Source organism: Polaribacter staleyi (assembly GCF_038024045.1).
GTDB classification, from domain to species: domain Bacteria; phylum Bacteroidota; class Bacteroidia; order Flavobacteriales; family Flavobacteriaceae; genus Polaribacter; species Polaribacter butkevichii.
In genome coordinates this window covers 3,789,808-3,814,803 of the sequence record NZ_CP150665.1, presented here as the reverse complement: position 1 = coordinate 3,814,803, position 24,996 = coordinate 3,789,808, and the positions used below count along the sequence as shown (strand labels likewise).

Genomic DNA, 24,996 nt, shown 5'->3' with positions numbered 1-24,996 from the left:
TAATTTTTGTTTAACCATAATTGATATTTATTAAACATTTATTATATTTGAAAGAGAATTAGTAATTATTTAAATAAAAAGCAATTTAAAACATTACACTTATACAACTATAAGGTAAATCTATAGACAAGTTTATTAAATGGCATAAAAATTGGAAGTACAATTAGAAGACCTTAAAATACAAAACTACATTTGAAGTTCAATTTAATTGATTAATTGATTTAACACATAAAAAATGTTTAAATAACTTTAAAACGTAGTTAAAAGAAGAGAATTAAGGAAGCGAAACAGAACATTTAAAATTAAAAATTTTCAAAAAAGAAAACCTAAATGTTCAAGAAAAAAGATTAAAATATGGATTTAGTAAGTAAAGCATTAGAATTTGAAACAAGAAAAATGAGATTTCCAACTACCAGCGATCGTGTGCTGGCAGCAAGAGAAGCAAAATCTTTAATTTTAAGTTTAAATGAAATTTATAAAGAAAATAAAGATTCTGAAATTATGGACATCATGAAAAGATTAACCGTAATTAAGCAACGAATAGAAAGACGTTTAAAGGGAAAACCGTTAACAGCATAATTAATACATATTTCTATTGTTTTTCTAACTTTTATAATTATATTCACAAATTATAGAATAAAACAGAGAAACAAAGAATGAATTTATTAGAAAGAGCGGAAGAATTTGAACACAGAAAATTCTCATTCAAAACAACAAGTGACAGAATCGTAGCGTCTAGAGAAGTAAAAGCCTTAATTTTAGAACTAAACGAAGTATATAAAGAAACTAAAGATCTAGAAATTATGGATCAAATGAAGCGTTTAACAGCTGTAAAGCAAAAAATTGAAAAACGCTTGAAAGGAAGACCTTAAAAGCAAATGAATAAAATTTTAGTTATTGGAGGAAGTAAAGGAATTGGAAAAGCAATTATAGATGCTTTAATTGATGAAAATTCAATTATAAATTTAAGCAGAACAGCTCCTTTACTTTCTCACACTAATCTTACACATGTTCCCTGTGACATTCTTACCGATGACTTGCCTGATTTTAATGAAATAGACACCTTAATCTATTGCCCAGGAAGCATCAATTTAAAACCAATTTCACGATTAAACCTAAACGATTTCAGACAAGACTTTGAAATAAACGTTATTGGAGCGGTAAAAGCAATTCAGCACTATTTACCTTCTCTAAAAAAAGGAAATAAACCCTCTATTTTATTATTTAGTACAGTTGCCGCAAAATTAGGCATGCCTTTTCATGCAAGTGTAGCCGCTGCAAAATCTGCCGTAGAAGGACTAACCAAATCTTTAGGAGCAGAATTAGCACCACTAATTCGGGTAAATGCAATTGCGCCTACCGTTACAGATACAGACTTAGCCTCTAAACTATTACGCAATGAGCGAATGATAGAAAATATCAAAGAACGCCATCCACTAAAAAAATTTTTAGCCCCTAAAGAAGTTGCTGATTTAGCCTCTTTTTTAATTTCTGAAAAAGCGAGTTCTATTTCTGGTCAAATTTTCGAATTAGACTGCGGAATTGTCAGTTTTAAATTATAATTAAATCATAAAAACATGAATATTTACAACATAGAGATTAATAGTCTCCAGAATACTCCTATCCATTTGTCAGATTTTAAAGGCAAATACATCTTATTTGTAAACGTTGCTTCTAAATGTGGTTTTACTCCACAATACAAAGAGTTAGAAGAATTACACAACACTTATAAAAACAATCTCGTTGTAATTGGTATGCCTTGCAATCAATTCGGAAAACAAGAACCTGGTTCTTCTACTGAAATACAAGAGTTTTGCGAACTAAATTATGGAGTTACTTTTTTAATTACAGAAAAAGTAGACGTAAAAGGCATAAATCAACATCCTTTATACACTTGGTTAACAACTAAAAATTTTAACAATAAAAAAAGTAGTTCTGTAAAATGGAACTTTCAAAAATATTTAGTTTCTCCCGAAGGTAACTTAATTGATTATTATTTTTCAATTACAAAACCTCTGAGTTCTAAAATTACAAAACACTTAAAGTCTTAAAATTATATTTGGTATATTTAAAAAGAAAAGTAGCTTAAAAAGCTACAATATTTCTATAAAAACGAGTCTTTACAATCAAAACAATTAGTTTATGAAACAATTAAAACTCACCGTATTATTTTTAGTCATCAATTTTGGAGGTTTAGCTATTGGAAGTTGGTTAATGAATAATGGGCCATTAACAGAATGGTACACCAATTTAAATCAAGCTCCTTGGACGCCGCCCGGTATTGCTTTTGGTATTGCTTGGACAGCCATAATGATTTGCTTTTCTATTTATTTAGGCAAACTTTTCATTGTAGAAAATACACAAAAAAACAAGCTTCTATTTGCATTTCAATTTGTTTTAAACGTAAGTTGGAACTACATTTTTTTCAATCAACATTTTGTTTTATTTGGTCTTATAACACTCATTATGTTAACCTCACTCCTATTTTATTACTTTTTTAAAGTCAGTAATAAAACAGGTAATTATAAATTATTATTACTGCCTTATATAATTTGGCTTTGTATTGCTACCTCCTTAAACCTTTACGTTCTAATCTATAATTAAGATGAAAATTTACACGTTTCACAGAAAACAAAAACTACCAATTACTGTAGAAAAAGCTTGGGAATTTTTATCTAGCCCCAAAAATTTAAAAACAATTACGCCAGATTATATGAGTTTCGATATCCTTTCTGGAGCAGAAAAACCAATGTTTGCAGGTCAGATTATACAATATATTGTTACCCCAATTCTTGGGATATAAACAAAATGGGTTACCGAAATTACACACGTAAAAGAAAACGAATATTTTGTTGATGAACAACGTTTTGGGCCTTATGCATTATGGCATCACAAACATTTTATCAAAGAAATTGAAGGCGGCGTAGAAATGGAAGACATTATCGATTATAAAATTCCTATGGGTATTTTAGGACAACTAATACATCCGATATTAGTAAAACCTAAATTAGAAGAAATTTTTGCATACAGACAGAAGAAATTAATAGAACTTTTTGGAAAATATTAAATAAATGAGTGAGAAAATAACTATTTTTTGGTTTCGAAGAGATTTACGGATTAATGACAATTGTGGATTATTCCACGCTCTAAAATCAAGTAAAAAAGTACTTCCAATTTTTATTTTTGATAAAGAAATTTTAAGGAAACTAGACAAGGAAGATAGTCGTGTTTCTTTTATTCATCAAGAAATAAAAAACATAAACAAGCAATTACAAGAAATAGGCAGCTCTTTAGATGTTTATTATGGTAATCCTATTGATATTTACAAATCACTATTAGAAAAACACACCATTGAAACGGTTTATACAAACCACGATTACGAGCCTTATGCAATTAAAAGAGATTTAGAAATTAAAGATTTTCTAACATCAAAAAACATTCTTTTTAAAACTTACAAAGACCAAGTAATCTTTGAAAGAAATGAGATTGTAAAAAAAGACGGAACACCGTATAAAGTTTACACACCTTACTCTAAAAAATGGTTAGAAGCTTTTCATTTTAAGGGAATTCAATTTTATCCCTCAGAAGATTATTTAGAAAATTTTATAAAAAGTAAAAATAATCAATTTTTAACTTTAAAAGAACTTGACTTTAAAAAATCAGCAATAACCGTAGCTTCTTATACCGTTTCTCCAACATTAATAAATCAATATGAAGAAACTAGAAACTTTCCTGCAAAAGACAGCACCTCAAAGTTAGGTACACATTTACGTTTCGGAACCGTTAGTATTCGTAAAATGGCAGAAAAAGCATCAAAAAGTAATAACATTACTTTTTTAAAAGAATTGATTTGGCGCGAGTTTTTTATGCAGATTTTATGGTATTTTCCGCATACAATTAAAGCTAGTTTTAAACCAAAATACGATAGAATTCTATGGAGAAATAATGAAAAAGAATTTAATGCTTGGTGCAAAGGAGAAACAGGTTACCCGTTGGTTGATGCAGGCATGAGAGAATTGAACCAAACAGGTTTTATGCACAACAGAATAAGAATGTTGGTAGGAAGCTTTCTTTGCAAACACTTATTGATAGATTGGAGATGGGGAGAAGCTTATTTTGCAGAAAAATTACACGATTATGAGCAATCTAGCAATATTGGTAATTGGCAATGGGTTGCAGGTACAGGTGTTGATGCCGCTCCTTATTTTAGAATCTTTAATCCTACCACACAAATTCAAAAATTTGATAAAGATTTAAAATATATTAAAAAATGGGTTCCAGATTTTCAAGAGCTTACGTACCCTACACCAATTGTAGAACACAAATTTGCTAGAGAACGTTGTTTAGAAACGTATAAAAAAGCATTGGTAGATTTCTAATCTATTATAAAAATCACCTCTAATTTTGCACTATTTATAAAAAATAGGTCTATAAAATCTTGTTCACACAAAAAAACCAATAATATTTTTTTAAAAGATTTTATAAACAACAAAACAAAAAAATTAGCGTTTTGTACCTGTAGAATGCAAAGATTATGAATAAATATTTTTTCTATTCTATAGAAATTATTCTTGTTTTAAAAGCTTCAAATATTTTTTGAAGCTTTTTTATGAAAAAAAATGAAATTTTATTTGGCAGATACTAATAATTGCATTTAATTTGCGCTCTCAAAATAAAAGCCGATGTAGCTCAGCTGGCTAGAGCAGCTGATTTGTAATCAGCAGGTCGTGGGTTCGAGTCCCTCCATCGGCTCAAATTTTAAAAGTCTCAAAAAATATTTTTTGAGACTTTTTTTTTATGTAAAATACTAAATAAAACAGACTAATATTTTTAAGATTTTCTTTTTTTAAAGGTTTGCCAAATTTTAATTGTTCATTCTAAAAAAGAACCGATTTAAGATTAAAAAAACCACAAATAATTGTAAAATCTTTATTATTTTAGACAATTAATTATCCTAATCATAATTATATGCTCATTATCGGAATTGCAGGAGGTACAGGAAGTGGAAAAACAACTGTTGTAAATCAAATTATTAAACAACTACCAACTGATGAAGTTTGTGTAATTTCACAAGATTCTTACTACAACGAAACAGTAAACTTATCTTATGAAGAAAGGTCTAAAATTAATTTCGACCATCCAAGAGCTATCGATTTTGATTTAATTGTAAAACATTTAAAGAAATTAAGATCAGGAAAAACAATAGAACAGCCTGTGTATTCTTTTGTTACCCATAACAGAACAACAGATACGATAAAAACACATCCTAGAAAAGTGGTGATTGTAGAAGGTATTTTAATACTAAACAACGAAGCTTTAAGAGATTTGTTTGATATTAAAATATTTGTACACGCAGACACAGATGAGCGTTTAATTAGAAGAATTAGAAGAGATATTACAGAAAGAGGTAGAGATGTAGATGAAGTTTTAAACAGGTATCAAGATACGTTAAAACCAATGCACCTACAGTTTATAGAACCTACCAAAAATTTTGCTGATATTATTATACCGAACAACAAACACAATACAGTGGCAATTGACGTAGTAAGAACCGTTATTAATGATCGTTTATAATTAAAGTTATGTCTTTCAATCAATTTAAACAAAATAAAGTAGTAAAAGTTATGACAAATGCTTTTGTTATAATCTTAATTCCTTTTTTAATATGGATGTTTTTTATTGATGAAAACTCTTACCTCGTTCATAAAAAATTCGATAATGAAATTGAAAGCTTAGAAAGCACCATTTCTTTTTACGAAAAAAAAATAGCCGAAGATAAAGCTACAATTAAAAAACTAGAAGACTCGTTGCAGTTAGAACGTTTTGCGAGAGAAAAATATCTAATGAAAAAAGAAAATGAAGATATCTATCTAATAGAATTTGATACAATAAAAAAATAAATGAGTACTTCTCTTTTTGATGACTTTCTAAAAACGACACCTGCTGCCTGGAAAAATAAAATTCAAGTAGATTTAAGAGGTGCCGATTATAATGATACATTATTATGGAAAACTCAAGAAGGCATTGTTGTAAAACCTTTTTACACTGCAGAAGATAGCACCAATTATAGCGTTAAAACCCCTAAAAATGGTTTTAACATCTGTCAAACAATATTTGTTGATGATGAAAAAATAGCCAACTCTTTAGCTATAGATGCGCTTAATAGAGGCGCTAATTCCATTCAATTTACTGCAAACAAACCTTTCGATTACAAAAAACTACTGCTTAATATTGATGTAAAAACTGTTTTTATATATTTTCATTTTAAGTTTTTAAATGATTCCTTTCAACTAGAAATATCAGAATTTATAAATTCTGATAAAACCTATTTTCAAACAGATGTTATTGGAAACTTAGCAGAAACAGGCAATTGGTTTTATAATTTAAAAGAAGATTTTATAAAATTAGACCGAATATTAAATAACACTAAAAATTGTATTTCGGTTTCAGGAGATCTGTATCAAAACTGTGGAGCCACTATTACACAACAACTAGCCTACTCTTTAGCACACGCTAATGAATATTTAAATAAATATGGAAATTCCGTTGCAGAAAAATTAAGTTTTTCGTTTTCTGTTGGAAGTAATTATTTTTTCGAAATTGCAAAATTAAGAGCTTTTAGAATTTTATGGACCGCACTATTAGAAGTGTATAACGTTAACAATTTAGAAGCTCACTTTTTTGTACAACCAAGCTTAAGAAATAAAACCATTTATGATTATAATGTAAATTTATTAAGAACAACATCAGAATGTATGAGTGCCATTTTAGGTGGAGCAAATACTATTTCTAATGTTTCTTATGATGCTGTTTATCATAAATCAAATGAATTTGGCGAACGCATTTCTAGAAATCAATTACTAATACTACAACAAGAAAGTTATTTACAAGAAGGACAAAATTTTGTAGAAGGTTCTTATTATATAGAATCTATCACACAGCAATTAGCAGAAAATGCCTTAATCCTTTTTAAACAAATTGAAAAAAGTGGCGGCTTTTTAAAGCAATTAAAAGCAGGTACCATTCAGAAAAAAATTAAAGAAAATGCAAAAAAAGAAGAAAATGATTTCTTAAAAAAAGAAATCATACTTTTAGGAACAAATTTACAACCAAACAAAGATGATAAGATGCAACATGAGTTAACCTTGTATCCTTTTGTCAAACAAAGAAATATAAAAACATTACTTCCTCCTTTAACTAGAAACCGACTATCAGAATCAATAGAAAAAGAACGATTAAACTCTGAAAAGTCATAAAAAAATAAAGTATGGATAAAAACAATGAAATTCTTTTTAAACAAAAAAAACAAAACGAATTAAAGTTAGAAATACAACAAATAAAAAGTAAGCTTCCAAAATATATTATTGGATTTATTTTTATTATTGCTGTTAGTCTTTATTTTTTAGAAGATAAAATTTTTCATTTATTTAGCAACAGCGTAAACTTTGTTATTGGAGCGGTTTTAATTTTGTGCTCTTTTTTATTTTTATTTTTATTAAAAAGCTACATTACAATTACTAAAAAACAAAAAGAATCTAAAAATCTTGGTATTCAACTTTACAATCTCATGAAATTAGAAGCAGATCCCGTAGATGAATAGAAAAGAGGTACAACATATAAAACTTAAAAATTTAAAAAAAACAACTCCTATTTCCTTTCCTCAAGAAGGATTTGTTGCTGGTATTTCGCCATATTTACGAGGGGCTTATGCTACAATGTACATAAATAAACCTTGGGAGATTAAACAATACACAGGTCTCTCTACAGTAAAAGAGAGCAATACATTATATAGAAAAAATTTAGATACAGGTCTAAAAAAATTATTTGTTGATTTAGACTTATCAACTTGTACTTGTAACCATTCAGATACACAAAGAGCCCCAAATGATGTTGATATAACTAGTATTACCATCCAATCGGTAGAAGACATGAACATGTTGTTTGATCAAATTCCGTTAGACAATGTAGCGGTTTCTATAACAATAAATAGTACTATTTTACCGCTTCTTGCCTTTTATATTGTTACCGCAGAAGAACAAGGAATATCTTTAGACCAATTATCCGGCTCACTTAAAAGTGATATTTTAAAGGAGTTAAACACATACACTCCTACCCTTTCTTCTAAAATTTTTACTGATATTTTTGAATACACCAGCAAAAAAATGCCAGAATTTAATTCGATTTCTATTTCTGGCTACAAAATACAAGAAGCCGGTGCCACTGCAGAAATTGAACTAGCTTACACTTTATCTAACGGGTTAGAATTTCTTAAAAAAGGAATTGAAGCAGGTATAAAAATAGATTCTTTAGCCACACAATTATCTTTCTGTTGGGCAACAGGTATGGATCATTTTACAGAAATAGCAAAATTAAGAGCTGCAAGAGTTTTATGGGCAAAAATGGTAAAACAATTCAACCCTAAAAACCCTGAATCACTTGCTCTAAAAACCCATAGCCAAACAAGCTGTAATTCTTTAACAACCCAAGACCCTTTTAATAATGTAACCCGAGTAACTCTACAAGCTATGGCTGCTGCTTTTGGAGGCACACAAAGTTTACACATCAATACTTTAGATGAAGGTACAGCTGTATCTGCAAGAATTGCAAGAAACACGCAAACCTATTTACAGCAAGAAACACATATTACTAAAACAGTAGATCCTTGGGCAGGAAGCTACCATTTAGAAAAGTTAACCGAAGACATCGCTAACAAAACTTGGGAACTAATTAGTGAATTAGAACATCATGGAGGCATCTCTAAAGCGATTAAAAAAGGAATCCCAAAATTACATATTGAAAATGCAGCTGCCATTAAACAAGTAAAAATTGCAAATGGAGAGCAAGTAGTGGTTGGTGTAAACAAATATCAACTAAAAAAAGAGAAAACTTCAACTCCTTTAGAAATTGATAATAAAACGACAAGTAATATCCAACTAGAAAAACTACATCAACTAAAAACCACCAGAAACAATACCGAAGTTCAAAAATCACTAATAGCTTTAACGAATGCTGTAAAACACGAAAAAGAAAACCTTTTAGAAGCAACCATAAAAGCAGCAAGAAACAGAGCAACTTTAAGCGAAATTTCTGATGCTTTACAAACGGTTTTTAAATAATACAAGCCGTTTAACCCCATTTAAAGATCTAAAGTAAAAAACACTTCTTTTAAAGTTTAACAAATCATAAATAATAGTATACATATAATCAGTGTACTTTATTTTGGGTAAATTTGTATAAATGTTTTAACGTGGATCTTTTTTTTATCATTTTATCTTTACTTCTTATTCTTTTAAGCATATTGCCATTTGTTAAAAATCAGCATTGGTTTTTTCGTATTCCAGAATTTATTAAAACACAAATCTTCTTTTTACAAATAATAGCAACTATCGGATTAGTTATTTTTACTCAAAAAAGCCTACTTTTTTATCTTGTATTAATAATTCAAAGTATCTTATTATTCTATCACGCTTATATTTTATCAAGATTTACCAATTTTTATAAAAAGAAAAATAGTGCTACTAAGAGCATAAAAGACATCAAAATTATCTCTGCAAATATTTATCAATACAATAACAAGTTTCAAAAATTTAAAGATTTAATTAAAAAGGAAAAACCAGACATCTTTTTTACCATTGAAAGTAACAAGGATTGGGAAAACGCCATGCGTGATTTAGAAACAGACTATAAGTTTACCGAAAAAATAACGTTAGAAAATACGTATGGAATGCATTTATATTCTAAAATTCCTTTTGAAAAAATAACAACCCATTTTTTTGTTGCAAAAGACCTACCAAGTATCGAAGCACATTTTAAAGACAAAGAAGGAAATCGTTTTGTTGTTTTCTGTGCACATCCACCACCACCAAGTCCTACAGAAGAAAAAACCTCTAAAGAACGAGATGGAGATTTAATGTGTATTGCCAAACGGATAAAAGAGATGAAGCAACCTGTAATTGTGGTTGGTGATTTTAATACTGTTGCTTGGTCTAAAATAGCAAAACTGTTCCGCAAAAATTGTGGTTTAATTGATGGTAGAATTGGCCGTGGAATTCTAGCTTCTTATCATGCAAAATATTGGTTGTTTAGAGCTCCTTTAGATTTGGTTTTTCATTCTAAAGAAATTATTTTAAAACAATTAAATATTTTAGAATACATTGGGTCAGATCATTTTCCTATTCGCTGTGTTTTTAGTGTAACTCCATCTAATATTACAAAAGAAAAAAAAGTAGAGACACTTTCTAAAGAAGAAAAAAATAATGTGGAAACTTATATCAAAAAAGGCAAAGAGACAAATAGCCAAAACAGGTAAAAAATCATTTTAACTCCCCTATTTTCCTTTTGCATCAAGCAAAAAACCAAAAGAGTTAAGTTTTATTTTATGCTAACACCATCTTTGTATAAAAACACAACACATGGCAATTTTAGGAAACATCATTAAAGGGATTATCCATTTAACAGACACTTTATCATCAGAAACAAACCATATAGAGGCGCAAAAAAAAGTTTTAAAAGAATTGTTAGAAACAGCAAAAGAAACTCAATTTGGTACACATTACCACTTTAAAGATATTCTTCTTTCAAAAAATATTGAACAAACATTTTCTCAAAATATTCCTTATTTTGATTATCACTCTTTACATAAAAAATGGTGGCATAAAATTCATAAAGGAGAAGAAAATGTAACTTGGGTAGGTAGTCCTTCTTATTTTGCTCTAAGTTCTGGTACAACAGGTAAAACAAGTAAAAAAATTCCGGTTACAGACGCCATGATTAACGCCATAAAAAGCTCTGGAATTAAACAGGTTACTTCTTTAAATAATTTTGATTTACCAGTAAATTTTTTCGAAAAAGATATTATGATGCTTGGAAGTTCTACCGATCTATCGGAAGAAGAAAATCACTTAGAAGGTGAAATAAGCGGAATTAGCGCTAGTAATATTCCGTTTTGGTTTAAAGGTTATTACAAACCAGGAGAAGAAATAGCCAAAATTAAAGATTGGGACGAGCGCGTACAACACATTGCCGAAAATGCTAAAAATTGGGATATTGGTGCCCTAAGCGGAATTCCTGCTTGGATAGAGTTAATGATTCAGAAAGTTATAGAATTTCATAATTTAAAACATATTCATGAAATTTGGCCAAACCTAGAAGTATATACTTCTGGAGGTGTTGCATTTAAACCTTATGAAAAAAGTTTTAAAGCGCTTTTAGGAAAACCCGTTACAGTTATTGATACTTATTTGGCCTCTGAAGGTTACATTGCCACACAAGTAAGACCAGATACAGATGCCATGCAATTAAATACAGAAAATGGTATTTATTTTGAATTTGTACCTATGCATCCAGATTATATTAATGAAGATGGTTCTATAAAACAAAATGCACCTTCTTTAACTTTAGAACAAGTAGAAAAAAAAACCGATTATATTTTAATAATAAGTACTGTTAGTGGAGCGTGGAGATATTTAATTGGTGATACTATTGCTTTTACAGATGTTGCAAAAGCAGAAATTAAAATTACCGGTCGTACAAAATTCTTTTTAAACACTGTAGGTTCTCAATTATCAGTAAATAAAATGGACGATGCCATCAACCATTTAGAAGAAGAATTTTCAACCAAAATTAAAGAATATACCATTTGTGCCAAACGTTTTGAGGATGGTGAATTTTATCATTCTTGGTATTTAGGAGCCGAAATAAAAGAAAACAATAACCAAATTGCAGAAGCATTAGATGCTTTTCTTAAAAAAGCCAATAAAAACTACAAAGTTGCCAGAACCAAAGCTTTAAAAGGAGTAAAAGTAACTGTAATCCCTGTTCAAAAATTTCATGAATGGAATGCTTTCAATAAGAAAAAAGGCGGTCAGGTTAAAATGGAACGTGTTATGAATGAAAAGAAATTTTCTGATTGGGAAAATTTTGTAAACGAAATTTAAAAATAAAAAATTATGAAAACAACAAGTATAAATCCAGCCACAGAAGAAGAAATTGCAAGTTATAACAGAATTTCTGAAGAAACAGTAAAAAAGAAAATAGCAAAAGCAAACGAAGCCTATAAAATTTGGAAAAAAACAAGTTTTAATGATCGTTCTAAACTGATGCACAAACTTGCTGGTATTTTTGAAAGCAACAAAGAACAATATGCACAACTAGCTACTCAAGAAATGGGTAAGGTAATTGAGCAATCTCGCAAAGAAATACAAAAGTGTGCTTTAATTTGTAGATATTACGCTAATCATACAACAGAATTATTAGCAGATAAAGTAGTAGAAACAGAAGCTAAAAAAAGTTATGTTACCTTTCAGCCATTAGGCGTCACACTGGCGATAATGCCTTGGAATTTTCCTTTCTATCAGGTTATTCGTTTTGCTGCACCTGCATTAATGACAGGAAATACAGGGATCTTAAAACACGCATCAAACGTGCAAGGTTGTGCTTTTGCTATAGAAAAAGCTTTTACAGAGGCTGGTTTTCCCGAAGGTGTTTTTACTAACTTAAATGTAAATTCTGATGCAATAAAAACAATTATAGAAGATAAGAATATTGTAGCTGTAACTTTAACAGGTAGTGAACCTGCAGGACGTTCTGTTGCCAAAATTGCTGGCGAAAATTTAAAAAAAACAGTTTTAGAATTAGGAGGAAGTGATGCTTACATTATTCTAGAGGATGCCGATTTAGAAAAAGCTACAGATTTAGCTACTTTTGGAAGATTACAAAATAACGGACAAACGTGTATTGCTGCTAAACGTTTTATTGTTTTAGAAGAAATTTATGATGATTTCTTAGAGCTTTTTACAAAAAAAATGAAAGCTGCAAAAATGGGAGCGCCAACAGACAAAGATGTTTATTATGGCCCAATGGCACGTATAGATTTACGTAACGAAATTCATGAGCAAGTACAACAAACAATTAAGCAAGGCGGAAAGTTAATTTTAGGAGGAAAAATTCCGAATAGAAAAGGAGCTTATTACCCTGCAACCATTTTAACCGATTTAAAACCAGGTATGACTGCTTTTGATGAAGAACTCTTTGGCCCAGTTGCCTCTGTAATTAAAGCAAAAAACGAAAATGAAGCTATTGAACTAGCAAACAATTCTACATTTGGTTTAGGTTCTGGTGTATTAACAAGCAACTCTAAGAGAGGAGAAAAAGTAGCTTTACAACTAGAAGCAGGTAACAGTTTTGTAAACAAATTAGTTTCTTCAGACCCAAGGTTACCATTTGGAGGTATTAAAAATAGTGGTTACGGTAGAGAACTTTCTAGTTACGGAATTAAAGAATTTGTAAACACCAAATCTATTTGGATTGATTAATTTTAGAACACATAATACACAGTAAAACTTTTACTAAATCGTAATGGTTTTACTGTGTTTTTATAAAAAAACAAGTACTATTTGCTCTTACTTTTCTTCTAATTTATTTCTATTTTCTACCAAAACCATAATTTCTTCTGGAGATAAATAATATTTTTTAATTCGATTTTTATACGCTTGTGTAATAGCCGCATTATTTAAAATAAAATTCTTTGTTTTTAAAATATACAACTCCATTTTATGCTGAACAGCAAAACGGTCTGCTGCTCTTTCTGCCGTTACAATATGATTATCAGAAAACAAGTATTTAAGTCCAAACCAAATTAAGTTAAACCTACTTCTTTCTTTATAATCCATAATATGCCCTAGCTCATGTCCAATCCACCCTATAAAAACATCTTTAGGAATATCTCTTGTAGAAAACTCTTTGTCAGAAATTTTAAATTTTTCACTAATTAATATCACAAATTTTCTATTCTTTTTAGACCTAAAAAAACTATCAAAAGTGGGTCTTGCTTGCATTGTAGATTTCTTTATATTTTTTTTAAACTTAAATTCTATATAAATATTTTTTAGCTCCGGATAATAATTTAACCCAGTTTCTACTTTTTCTTTAATCGTAATAGGTATAATATGATGTTTAGACATAAACTTTATGATTTCTTTAAAACTTTTGACACATAAATATACCGGTATCTCGAAGTTCATTTGTGCTTTTATGCTTAAATTTGTAGCTCTTTTAAAAAAAGCACTTCAGAAGGATGAAAAAAATTCTTAGTATACTTTACTCAACACGTTTAATGGCTGTCTTATTTATCGTTTTTGCTGCGGCAATGGGAGTTGCCACATTTATAGAAAATGATTTTGGTACCCAAACCTCTAAAGCACTTGTTTATAACACTTGGTGGTTCGAAGCTATTATGATATTCTTTGTTATCAACTTCTTTGGAAACATATTTAGATATAGATTGTATAAAAAAGAAAAATGGGCTGTTTTAATGTTTCATTTGGCTTTTTTCTTTATCATAATTGGTGCTGGAGTTACACGTTATATTGGTTACGAGGGTATTATGATGATCGAAGAAGGACAATCTACCAATAAATTTTTATCTGAAACTACTTATTTAAATGTAATTGTTGATAATGGTAAGGTTCAAAAACCAGAAATAAATAAACCTTTATTATTATCTACTTGGGGTAAAAACTCTTGGTCGTATACAGATAGTTTTAAAAATGAAGACAGTACACAAGACTTTAGTTTCGAACTAGTTGATTATATTCCGAAAGCAGAAAAGAAATTAGTAGAAGACAAAAATGGTGTTGATCATTTATTTTTTGTAGAATCTTCAGAAGGAACGCGTCATGAACACTGGATTAAAAAAGGTACTATTCAAAATATCCACGGAGTTTTAGTTGGTTTTGAAGCCCCAGATAATAATGCATCTGTTAACTTTATAAATAAAGATGGTGGATTAAAAATAATATCTAAGAATGATGGTGATTGGTTTAGAATGGCCGATCAAAAAAGAGGAAATATTGTAAAAGATTCTGTACAAAATTTTCAATACTTAACCTTAAATAACATTGCTGGTTTACAATTTGTAATCCCTAAACCTGCTGAGAAAGGTGTTATGAAAACCATTAGCGGTGCTAAAGATAGTAACAATTTAGATGTAATTGTTGTAGATGTTAAAAGCAAAAACGAAACAAAAAGAATAGAATTAGCAGGTGGTAAATATAACGCTTCGGGTTCTAAAGAGCTTTCTGTTGGTGGTTTAAATTTTAGAATGTTATATGGTGCTAAAATACTTGAAACTCCTTTTTCTATAAAGCTAAACGACTTTCAATTAGAAAAATACCCTGGCTCAGAAAGTGCTGCATCTTATGCAAGTGAGGTAACGGTAATAGATACCGAAGAAACTTTTGATTATAGAATTTTTATGAATCATATTTTAGACCATAAAGGATACAAATTTTTTCAATCTAGTTACGATTTATCAGGTCCTAGAGAAGAAACACACTTGTCTGTAAACCACGATTTTTTAGGAACTTTTATTACGTATTTGGGGTATTCTTTATTATACACAGGTTTAATTAGTATGCTTTTTGATAAAAACACACGTTTTAACGACTTAAAAAAAGGGTTGCGAAAAATTAGAAAGAAAAAAATGACCATGTCTATCGTGGCAACATTATTAATTTCTAGTTTTAGTTTTGGGCAACACGAAGCACATCAAAAAAACAACATTACAAATCAACAAATAGACTCTGTTTTAAAAGCAAATTTAGTTGATATAAACCATGCCGAAAGTTTTAACAAACTAGTAATACAAGATGCAGGTGGACGAATGAAACCGGCGCACACTTTTGCCTCTGAACTGGTTAGAAAAGTTAGTCAGGCAGAAACTTTTAACGGCATGCAACCGAGTCAGGTTTTGCTATCTATTATAGAAAACCCTCGTTTTTGGTTTGAGGTTCCTGTAATTTATTTAGAAAAAGGAAACGACAAAATTAGAGAAGTATTAGACATACCTGTTACTGCAAAACATGCACGTTTATCTGATTTTATTACGCCAACTGGAGCCTATAAAATTAAAGATCAAGTAGCAGAAGCACAAAAAAAGAATGTAAAAAATAAGTTTGAAAAAGACCTTATTAAAATTGATAAAAGAGTAGGTTTACTATACAGTGCCATTGGTGGTGGTATTTTACGTATTTACCCAATACCTAATGACGATAACAACAAATGGGTTTCTCAACCAGAAACCTCAACGGCAGGTTTTAAAGCTACAGACTCTGTATTTGTTCGCCAATCTTTACCTGTATATATTCAGCTTTTACAAGAAGCAAAAAAGACCAAAGATTACTCTAAAGCAGATCAAATTTTAGACGGAATTAAAAAGTTTCAAAAGAAATTTGGAGCAGAAGTATATCCTTCTGAAAATAAAATAGATTTAGAAATTACCTATAACAAATGGAACATATTTACAAAAACTTCTATTTTTTATATGATTTTAGGCTTGTTATTAATCTTTATCGAGATTTTAAAAATATTTTTCTATAAGTCTAAAACACTTAGTTATATTGTAAAAGGCCTTATTGTATTAACCATTCTTAGTTTTATATTTCATACTTTCGGATTAGCCGCTAGATGGTATATTAGCGGAAATGCGCCTTGGAGTAACGCTTATGAATCTATTATTTATGTTGCCTGGGCAACCATGCTATTTGGTTTATATTTAGGAAAAAAATCTACACTAACTATTGGAGCTACTACCTTTTTAGCTGCCATTATTTTAATATTTGCACATCAAAACTGGTTAGATCCGGCCATTGCTAATTTACAACCGGTTTTAAACTCTTGGTGGTTAATGGTACACGTTTCTATTATTGTGGCAAGTTATGGTCCTTTTTCTTTAGGAATGATTTTGGGTATTGTTTCTTTACTACTTATTGCTTTTACTACAGAAAAGAATAAGAAGAGAATGGATCTTAATATTAAAGAATTAACCATTATTACAGAAATGGCCGTTACGGTTGGTTTGGTAATGCTAACGGTTGGTAATTTTCTTGGTGGTATGTGGGCTAATGAAAGTTGGGGACGTTATTGGGGTTGGGATCCAAAAGAAACCTGGGCATTAATTTCTATCATGATTTATGCTTTTGTTTTACACATGCGCTTAATACCTGGTTTACGTAGTAGACTTGCTTTTAATTTTGCAGCTGCCTTTGCGTATTTATCTATAATGATGACTTACTTTGGAGTAAACTTCTACTTATCTGGATTGCATTCTTATGCTAGTGGAGATAAAGCGATAACACCAAGAGAGGCTTATTATTATATTGCAGCGTTAGTAATACTAACCATTATAGCATCGTTTAAATACAAGAAATACTTTAAAAAGTAACGATAAAGTTTCGCAATAAAATGTATTTTTGCTTTCGATTTAATTAACATTAAAAAACAATATGTTTCATAAAAATATAAAATTAGCTATTGCAGGTTTACTTACTGCTTGGGCAGTGTATCAATTCAGTCAGGGAAATATAATGAACGGAATTTCTATCTTATTATTAGCCGGAATTTTTGTTTTGCTATACTTTAAAAACGAATTTATTTTAATGGCTTTTTTACAATTGCGTAAACAAAATTTTGAAGGTACTAAGAAATGGTTAGGATATATTAAAAACCCAGAAGCCGCTTTAATAGTAAAACAACAAGGGTATTATAACTATTTACACGGTATTATTTTAAGCCAAACAAACATTACACAAGCCGAAAAATTTTTACGTAAAGCCATAAAATTAGGTTTACCAATGGATCATGATTTAGCAATGGCAAAATTACAATTAGCTGGTATTGCAATGACAAAAAGACGTAAACGTGAAGCTATTAATTTAATGGCGGAGGCTAAAAAATTAGACAAACACGGTATGCTTAAAGAACAAATGGGAATGATGAAACAACAGATGAAAAAAATCTAATCTATTTTGTTTCAAATAATATAAAAAAAATCCGCTTTTCAGCGGATTTTTTTATGACTAATACTTTTCTTATTAAAACTTAAAATACTCTTTATACAATTGGCTTCTAAAAGAGCTTAGCCCTGATTGAACGGTTTGTTTGAGCTCTTTTTAGTACTGATTTTTATCAGTACTAAAAAAGCGAGTAGTGAAAGCAGGAAATAGCTTCTAAAAAAACTATTTCCCATTTACGCTAAGAGCTTTCTATTTTAATCTAGTTAAACTTAAATCTTTATTATATTGAACGATAAATAGTCCTTTATTTTCTGAAACTCCAAATGCTTTGCTTGAGTAATCAAATTTACTTTCTACTCTAAAAGAGGCACCGTCTTTAAAAGTATCTTTTAAATCATCTCCAGATGCTAAACGGATTAAAACATCATACGTAATATCAAAACCTTTGGTTGCCGAAAAAGAAGGCAACGCGTTGTTCTTTTTAGCGTATTGCTTATTAAATTGTTGTGTTGATGCTGAAGCTTCATTTACATACTCATCACTAACATAAGTTAGGTTAACTTTGGCTAATTTTAAATTGGCAATTTTATCGAAAGCTTTTCCTTTATTAAATGTAAAAACACGAACGCTTGTGTTTTCTGGTAAACTTATTAAACTATTAATAGCATCTGCTACCAAAATAGTATTACCAGATGTTAAAACCACCCAATTTTCTTGATTTGGTTTCAAAATTTTTAAGAAACGGTCTTTAGCGATATATCCTTTATTGGGTTTAAGAGTATGTACAACGCTAATAGAATCATGAGATTGTAAAGCTTGTTTTATAATGGCATTAGAAGCGTTAGATTCTGATTTTCCATCACCCACTAAAATTAAATTACCTTTTGTAAAATTATCTTTAATATAAGCAGTTAACTCTTCTCTAAAAACTTTTTTCTCAGGTGATGTTTTAATCAACTTTGATGCAGAAAATTTAGATTGATTTTTAGAATAAAAAGGAAAAATTACAGGTGCATTTACTTTATTTGCAACTATTTCTACTTCTTCTGAATACAAAGGCCCAATAACAACATCGTTTTTATTAAGATTGTTTTCTGCCAAAATGGTTTTAATTTTTGTACCATTTTTTTCTGTATCAAAAACATTAAGGTCTATGTTAATTCCTTGTTTTCTTAAAGAATCTATAGCTATTTCTGCTCCTAAATAAAAATCGGTTACCATGTTTGCCAATTTACTTCTCTGAAATATATCTTTAGATTCTGTACCACTGTGTTCTTTTGCACTAAACGGCAAAAGCAATGCTACTTTTAAAGAAATATTACGTTGTATAACATCTTCGTAAATATAGTTTTCTGAAGTATCGCCTGCTTCTATGGCTTTAATTTTTATATGCTGCCCTACTTTTAACCCCTCTGATAAAATGGGATTTAAAGCAATTAAATTTTCTTGAGAAACATTATAAAAACGCGTTAAACTATAGAAAGTATCTCCTTTTTTTACTTCATAAACAACAAAGTTCTTTTTAAGTTCATTTAGAAGTTCTTCCTCTTTATTTTTTAAAGCTGCTTCGTTTTTGGCTGCCTCTGTAATTTTATCATCTACCGTTTTTCCTTTTGTAATTGAATTTGATGCTTTTATTTTTTTGTTAGGAATTACAATTACAGAGTTTGCTTCTGGCTTTCTGCCCACATCTGGGTTTAAGCGAAGTAAATCACTGGTTTTCATATCCAATCTTTGGGCAATTTCCCTCATGGTTTCACCTTCTTTTACCTTATACTGAACGTATTTTTTTTGTTGACCGCAAGAAACAGTAAACGTTAAAATACATAGAAAAACAAAAAATTTTACATGTTTCATATACATTATTCCCATTCTATAGTTGCAGGTGGTTTAGAGCTAATATCATATACAACTCTGTTTACACCTTTTACTTGATTTATAATTTTATTAGATGTTTTTTGTAAAAACTCATAAGGTAAATTTACCCAATCTGCTGTCATACCGTCTGTACTTTCTACAGCTCTTAAAGCAACAACTTTTTCGTATGTTCTTTCATCTCCCATTACTCCAACAGAGTTTACAGGAAGTAACATAGCACCAGCTTGCCAAACTTTATCATACAAACCATCTTCTTTTAATCCGTTTACAAAAATAGCGTCTACTTCTTGTAAAATACGCACCTTTTCTGCTGTAATATCTCCTAAAATACGGATTCCTAAACCTGGACCAGGAAAAGGATGACGTCCTAATAATTCTGGATCTATCCCCATAGAAGCACCTACTCTTCTTACCTCATCTTTAAAAATCATTTTTAAAGGTTCTACAATTTTTAATTTCATAAAATCTGGTAAACCTCCTACATTATGATGACTTTTAATAGTTGCAGATGGACCTCCATTTACAGAAACAGACTCAATAACATCGGGATAAATAGTTCCTTGTGCTAACCAAGTTACATCTGTAATTTTATGAGCTTCATCATCAAAAACCTCTATAAAGGCATTCCCAATTGCTTTTCTTTTCTTTTCTGGATCGGTTAATCCTTCTAAGGCTTTCAAAAAACGTGCCGATGCATCTACACCTTTAACGTTTAATCCCATGCCTTCGTATCTTTTTAATACAGTTTCGAACTCATTTTTACGTAAAAGTCCGTTATTTACAAAAATACAGTATAGGTTTTTACCAATTGCTTTGTTTAACAAAACTGCTGCTACAGAAGAATCTACACCTCCAGAAAGCCCTAAAACTACTTTATCGTTGCCTACTTTTTCTCTTATAGAGGCTACAGTACTTTCTACAAAAGAATCTGGTGTCCACGTTTGTGCTACTCCTGCAATCTTTACTAAAAAGTTTTCTAAAATTTGTTTACCATCTTTAGAATGATATACTTCTGGGTGAAATTGAATGGCAAAAGTTTCTTCGCCTTTAATTTTATAAGCCGCATTTTCTACGTCTTTTGTGCTAGCTAACAATTCTCCATTAGTTGGCAATTCTTTAATTGTGTCTGAGTGACTCATCCAAACCTGACTTCCAGTAGAAATGTTTTCAAAGAAAGTTTCATCGCTTTTTATGTACGATAAATTTGCTCTACCATATTCTCTTGTATTAGAAGGAGCCACTTGTCCGCCAGCAAAATGGGCTAGGTATTGTGCACCATAGCAAACTGCTAAAACAGGTTTTTTTCCTCTAATTTCTGATAAATCTGGATGTAAAACATTTTCTCCTCTTACAGAATTTGGGCTTCCGGATAAGATAACCGCTTTAAACTCTGCTTGATTTTTTGGTGGATGGTTATAAGGATGAATTTCACAATAAATGTTTAATTCTCTTACTCTTCTCGCAATTAACTGTGTGTATTGCGACCCGAAATCTAAAATAAGTACGTTGTGTTGTTGCATGCGCAAAAATACTATTTCAGATTAAATTTTAACACTGAAATTCATATTTTTTATCACCAATTAGAAAACGTTACTATTTCTCTGTAATTTGATAGAAAAACACAAGAATATCACTTAACATTCTCCGTTAATTTCTAAACAAAATGTTTTTTTTTGTAAAATCCTCTAAAAAAATAAAAAATGTTATAAACCGCTAAAGGCTTCTACTAAAACCTATAAACAATTGCGTTGATATTCATTCCTGCTCCAACGGAAGCAAAAATAACAACATCACCTTTATTTACTTCTTGATTTTCAATTTCACCTTTTAAAACTAAGTCTAATAATGTAGGTACGGTTGCCACAGAACTATTTCCTAATTTACGAATACTTAAAGGCATTATTCCTTCTGGAACTTTCTTTTTAAACAATCTAAAGAAACGTTTCATAATAGCCTCATCCATTTTTTCATTGGCTTGGTGAATGAATATTTTTTTAACATCATCTATTTCTACACCTGCATTATCTAAAGCAAATTTCATTGCAGCTGGCACATGAACCAAGGCAAATTCATAAATTTTTCTACCTAACATTTTAATATATTGTACATCTTGGTTTTCTTCTTTATTAAAAGTACTTCCATAATGTAAATAAAAGGCTTCGTCTTTTGCAAAAGTTTGCGTTGCATGACTTAAAATACCAACATTAGCTTCTTCTGTTGCTTCTAAAATACAAGCTCCTGCCCCATCACTAAAAATCATAGAATCTCTATCATATCTATCTACTACTCTAGACAAAGTTTCAGAACCAATAACCAAACATTTTTTAGCCATTCCTGCTTTAATAAATGCATGGGCTTGTATGGTTGCTTCTATCCAACCAGGGCAACCAAAAAGAATATCATACGCAACACAGTTAGGGTTTTCTATACCCAATTTATGTTTAACTCTAGTTGCTAAACTTGGTAGCATATCACTTTGTACAGCACCTACTTTTACGTCTCCAAAATTATGAGCAATAATAATATAATCTAATTCTTCTTGATTAATATTAGCATCATCAATAGCTTTTTGAGCTGCAAAGTATGCCAAATCAGAAGAGTTATATTCTGGTTTTGCATACCGCCTTTCTTCAATACCAGTAATTGCTTTAAATTTTTCAATAATTACATCATTATCAGAATCAAAAGATGACCCATCTTCGTTTAAAAAGTGTTCATTTAAGAAATCTTTATTTTCTTTTTTTATAGAAGGAATAAATGTTCCTGTTCCTATTATTTTTGATGAAATCATAATTGATATTAAATATTATTTTATTGCAAATATAAGCCCTCTAAAATACAAAATTCGCTATAAACCACACTAAAATTTGTGTTTTTTTAATGATATTCAAAGCTATTATTTATTAAGAAAAACTTAAAAAATTAGTGTTTCTTTTTATTGATAGATACCCAGTTTTAGTTCCATAACAGTGGCAATAGACCTTGCTCTATTTTTCATGTTATGTACATTTTCTCCTTCAAAATTAGCATCAATAGTTTCAAATAAATACGATATCCAAATGGTAAAATGCTCTTTCTTAAAAGCTACAAAAACGTTTTTATCGAGATGCTTTTTCATCACATTATTAGCATAAGTATTTGTATCAAAAAGAATATCATTCCAGAAATCAGAAATCACATTTAAATGCTCTTCTAAATGATTTTGGGCAACAATATCCTCAAAAAAAGGAATCATTTTTTTGTCTTCCAATAATAAATCATAAAATTTTGTAATGATCAATTTGATGTCTTTTCTTGAAGAAATATCTGGTTTCATATACAATTTAGTTTTATTATTTTCCTAAGAACACACACATACAAGGTTCTTAAAACCTTGCAGGAAAAGACAAGGTAAGATTCTAAAAACAGTATCATTTACTGTTTGCGTTAGGGATTGAAACGGCATCCTTTTTATGCTTCCCTTTTATTCTTTATCTTTTTTTGTAATTAATTCATTTTTTTTTAGCAAAATAAGCTAACCTAAATGCTGCATAAAAAGATATAGTGGAAAGCCTGTTAAAACGCCCTAAAAAAACTACAAGTATTTACTATCAAACGAAAAAGGTAATAAAGAAAGTAGAGATTCTGTTACAACAACTTCACCTACTTCTCCCATAAAAAGTACTTTAAAGGGTTCTTTTTGATTGATTTCATACTCAGATAAGGTTTGCCTACAAGCTCCACAAGGACCTATTGGTTTGTTTACGTTGGTAATGGTAGAACTTGCTGTAATTGCTAATTTCTTAATTTTCATATCAGGATACGTTGAACCTGCTTTCCAAATAGCAACTCTTTCGGCACACATACCAGAAGGATATGCTGCACTTTCTTGGTTATTACCTAAAACTATTTCTCCATTATCTAACAACAAAGCAGCCCCTACATTAAATTTAGAATACGGTGCGTATGCTTTTTTTCTAGCTTCAATGGCTTTATGCATTAACATATTGTCTTCTTCAGAAAGTTCTGAAATATCGGTATAAATAGTTGCAGATGTTGAAACTTCAATTTTTCTCATAAAAATCTGTTCGTCAAAAAAAGCAGCCTTATTTGACTGCTTTTAAATATTGTTATAAACTTACTAAAAATAATTGACTTTTTAATAATCATCAAAAACTTCACCTAAATCAAATGATAATGAAAAACGTAAGGAGTTTTCTAGTGGATTATTTACATCAGAAGCATTAATTAAATAAGACAAATCTACATTTAATGCATTGGTTTTAAACCCACCACCTAATGTAAAATATTGTCTATTTCCTTTCTCTTGACTTTCATGAAAATAACCTCCTCTTAAAGCAAAGGCATTGTTATATAAATACTCAGCCCCTAAAGCATAAGTAAATTCTTTTATTTCTTCGCTAAATCCGCCTGGAGCGTCTCCAAAAGATTGAAAAATTCCGCTTACCCAACCAACGTTGTCGTCTTCACCTTCTACAATATTACCATCATTATCTCTAATTGGTGGTGTTGGCACTAATAATTTTGTAAATTCTAATGTTGTAGAAATGGTATTATAATCATCTAAAATAAAATCAAATCCACCCCCTAATTTTAAATTGGTAGGAATAAAATCTTCGCTTCCTGGATTATAAGAAACCTTTGGACCAATATTAGCAATATTAAACCCTAATCTATATCTACCATTAAAGTTACCGTAGTTTTCTTCTAAAGACTGGTAATATCCAGAAACATCAACTGCAAAAGAATTTATAGGTCTTAATGTACTATTTGTTCCATTAAAAGTTAAATTAGATCTAACATATTTTAAACCTACTCCCATAGAAAATGTTTCGCTTAACTTTAGTGCATATGCACCTGTAAATGCTAATTCATTTGGGTTAATTGTTCCATTATCACTACCATCTGAGTTCGTTAAATCTATCTGCCCTAAAGAAAAATATTTTAAATCTGCTCCCCAAGCCGCTCTATCACTAAAACGGTTCATGTAAGACGCACTTCCTGTAAAAATATCATCGGTTAAATTACGTAACCAAGGTGAGTAGGTAATACCCGCTTTAACTTGTCTGTTACTAAATGTCATTTTTGCCGCATTATGAAACAAAGAAAAAGCATCTGCAGAAGTTGCAACTCCTACATCTCCCATACCACCTGCTCTTGCATCTGGTGTTATTAATAAGAATGGTACAGCAGTAGTAATACCGCCAATATTATCGGTATTAATTGTTGTTTGTGCAGTTGTCTTTATAGTTACAAACGCACACAGTATAAAATAGACTCCTAATTTCTTCATTTGATTTCTTTATTCGGATTTTTATTTGACAAA

Annotated in this window: 22 protein-coding genes, 1 tRNA gene and 2 pseudogenes; 18 read left to right on the top strand and 7 right to left on the bottom strand. The window is 30.0% G+C overall.

Translation table 11 applies throughout. The annotated features are described in order from the left end of the window. The first annotated feature begins 354 nt into the window (after positions 1-354). From WHD07_RS15930 to WHD07_RS15855, 16 genes and pseudogenes are all read left to right on the top strand, one after another. Entirely contained in the window at positions 355-579 is a 225-nt protein-coding gene (locus tag WHD07_RS15930; protein WP_105047775.1) for a hypothetical protein, read from the top strand. 77 nt (positions 580-656) lie between these two features. Next, positions 657-872, top strand: a complete 216-nt coding sequence (locus WHD07_RS15925) for a hypothetical protein (RefSeq protein WP_105047774.1) — start codon at positions 657-659, stop codon at positions 870-872. Between the two features lie 6 nt (positions 873-878). Continuing rightward, positions 879-1,562, top strand: coding sequence for an SDR family oxidoreductase (locus WHD07_RS15920; protein WP_343329178.1), 684 nt, complete (start codon positions 879-881; stop codon positions 1,560-1,562). A gap of 15 nt (positions 1,563-1,577) precedes the next feature. Then, entirely contained in the window at positions 1,578-2,051 is a 474-nt protein-coding gene (locus tag WHD07_RS15915) for a glutathione peroxidase (protein ID WP_343329177.1), read from the top strand. A 91-nt stretch (positions 2,052-2,142) separates the two neighbouring features. Next, entirely contained in the window at positions 2,143-2,604 is a 462-nt protein-coding gene (locus WHD07_RS15910; RefSeq protein WP_343329176.1) for a TspO/MBR family protein, read from the top strand. 1 nt (position 2,605) lies between these two features. Then, positions 2,606-3,067: pseudogene (locus WHD07_RS15905) on the top strand (SRPBCC family protein). Between the two features lie 4 nt (positions 3,068-3,071). Further along, positions 3,072-4,379, top strand: a complete 1,308-nt coding sequence (locus WHD07_RS15900; RefSeq protein WP_343329175.1) for a deoxyribodipyrimidine photo-lyase — start codon at positions 3,072-3,074, stop codon at positions 4,377-4,379. Between the two features lie 299 nt (positions 4,380-4,678). Then, a tRNA-Thr gene (locus WHD07_RS15895) sits at positions 4,679-4,752 on the top strand. Between the two features lie 216 nt (positions 4,753-4,968). Continuing rightward, complete coding sequence (gene udk, locus WHD07_RS15890) at positions 4,969-5,574, top strand: uridine kinase (RefSeq protein ID WP_105047768.1); 606 nt, start codon at positions 4,969-4,971, stop codon at positions 5,572-5,574. Positions 5,575-5,582: 8 nt separating this feature from the next. Then, on the top strand, positions 5,583-5,900 hold the full coding sequence (locus WHD07_RS15885) for an FtsB family cell division protein (RefSeq protein ID WP_105047767.1): 318 nt from the start codon (positions 5,583-5,585) through the stop codon (positions 5,898-5,900). Further along, positions 5,901-7,256 carry a methylmalonyl-CoA mutase subunit beta gene (locus WHD07_RS15880; protein WP_343329174.1) on the top strand — a complete coding sequence of 452 codons (1,356 nt, stop codon included), beginning with the start codon at positions 5,901-5,903 and terminating at the stop codon, positions 7,254-7,256. Between the two features lie 11 nt (positions 7,257-7,267). After that, positions 7,268-7,600: a hypothetical protein gene (locus WHD07_RS15875; protein ID WP_343329173.1), complete on the top strand. Its 333-nt coding sequence runs from the start codon at positions 7,268-7,270 to the stop codon at positions 7,598-7,600. Then, positions 7,593-9,110: pseudogene (locus WHD07_RS15870) on the top strand (methylmalonyl-CoA mutase family protein); the annotation flags it as partial. The gene WHD07_RS15875 and the pseudogene WHD07_RS15870, both read left to right, overlap by 8 nt. A 188-nt stretch (positions 9,111-9,298) precedes the next feature. Beyond that, a complete protein-coding gene (locus tag WHD07_RS15865) occupies positions 9,299-10,309 on the top strand; it encodes an endonuclease/exonuclease/phosphatase family protein (RefSeq protein ID WP_343329171.1) in 1,011 nt (336 codons plus the stop codon). Positions 10,310-10,412: 103 nt separating this feature from the next. Further along, positions 10,413-11,936: a GH3 family domain-containing protein gene (locus WHD07_RS15860; protein ID WP_343329170.1), complete on the top strand. Its 1,524-nt coding sequence runs from the start codon at positions 10,413-10,415 to the stop codon at positions 11,934-11,936. A gap of 12 nt (positions 11,937-11,948) precedes the next feature. Further along, positions 11,949-13,313 (top strand): NAD-dependent succinate-semialdehyde dehydrogenase, encoded by a 1,365-nt coding sequence (locus WHD07_RS15855; RefSeq protein ID WP_422897643.1) that lies wholly within the window; start codon positions 11,949-11,951, stop codon positions 13,311-13,313. Positions 13,314-13,400: 87 nt separating this feature from the next. Here the strand turns inward: WHD07_RS15855 and WHD07_RS15850 are convergent, their stop codons facing one another. Then, positions 13,401-13,961 (bottom strand): hypothetical protein, encoded by a 561-nt coding sequence (locus WHD07_RS15850; RefSeq protein ID WP_343329169.1) that lies wholly within the window; start codon positions 13,959-13,961, stop codon positions 13,401-13,403. Between the two features lie 113 nt (positions 13,962-14,074). Here WHD07_RS15850 and ccsA point away from each other — a divergent pair, with 113 nt between their 5' ends. Both ccsA and WHD07_RS15840 read left to right on the top strand, forming a co-directional pair. Next, positions 14,075-17,221 carry a cytochrome c biogenesis protein CcsA gene (gene ccsA, locus WHD07_RS15845; protein WP_343329168.1) on the top strand — a complete coding sequence of 1,049 codons (3,147 nt, stop codon included), beginning with the start codon at positions 14,075-14,077 and terminating at the stop codon, positions 17,219-17,221. Positions 17,222-17,282: 61 nt separating this feature from the next. Further along, on the top strand, positions 17,283-17,798 hold the full coding sequence (locus WHD07_RS15840) for a hypothetical protein (RefSeq protein WP_105047758.1): 516 nt from the start codon (positions 17,283-17,285) through the stop codon (positions 17,796-17,798). A 243-nt stretch (positions 17,799-18,041) separates the two neighbouring features. Here WHD07_RS15840 and WHD07_RS15835 read toward each other — a convergent pair whose 3' ends face one another. The 6 genes from WHD07_RS15835 to porV form a co-directional block, all read right to left on the bottom strand. Next, entirely contained in the window at positions 18,042-19,649 is a 1,608-nt protein-coding gene (locus tag WHD07_RS15835; RefSeq protein ID WP_343329167.1) for a LysM peptidoglycan-binding domain-containing protein, read from the bottom strand. Between the two features lie 5 nt (positions 19,650-19,654). Then, entirely contained in the window at positions 19,655-21,190 is a 1,536-nt protein-coding gene (gene guaA / locus WHD07_RS15830) for a glutamine-hydrolyzing GMP synthase (protein WP_105047756.1), read from the bottom strand. A 206-nt stretch (positions 21,191-21,396) separates the two neighbouring features. Next, entirely contained in the window at positions 21,397-22,461 is a 1,065-nt protein-coding gene (locus WHD07_RS15825; protein WP_105047755.1) for a 3-oxoacyl-ACP synthase III family protein, read from the bottom strand. 144 nt (positions 22,462-22,605) lie between these two features. Then, positions 22,606-22,986, bottom strand: coding sequence for a group III truncated hemoglobin (locus tag WHD07_RS15820; protein ID WP_343329166.1), 381 nt, complete (start codon positions 22,984-22,986; stop codon positions 22,606-22,608). Between the two features lie 258 nt (positions 22,987-23,244). After that, a complete protein-coding gene (gene cdd / locus WHD07_RS15815; protein ID WP_105047753.1) occupies positions 23,245-23,727 on the bottom strand; it encodes a cytidine deaminase in 483 nt (160 codons plus the stop codon). Between the two features lie 81 nt (positions 23,728-23,808). Beyond that, the gene (gene porV, locus WHD07_RS15810) at positions 23,809-24,963 is read right to left on the bottom strand and encodes a type IX secretion system outer membrane channel protein PorV (protein ID WP_343329165.1); all 1,155 of its coding nucleotides are present in this window, start codon (positions 24,961-24,963) and stop codon (positions 23,809-23,811) included. Positions 24,964-24,996 lie beyond the last annotated feature (33 nt).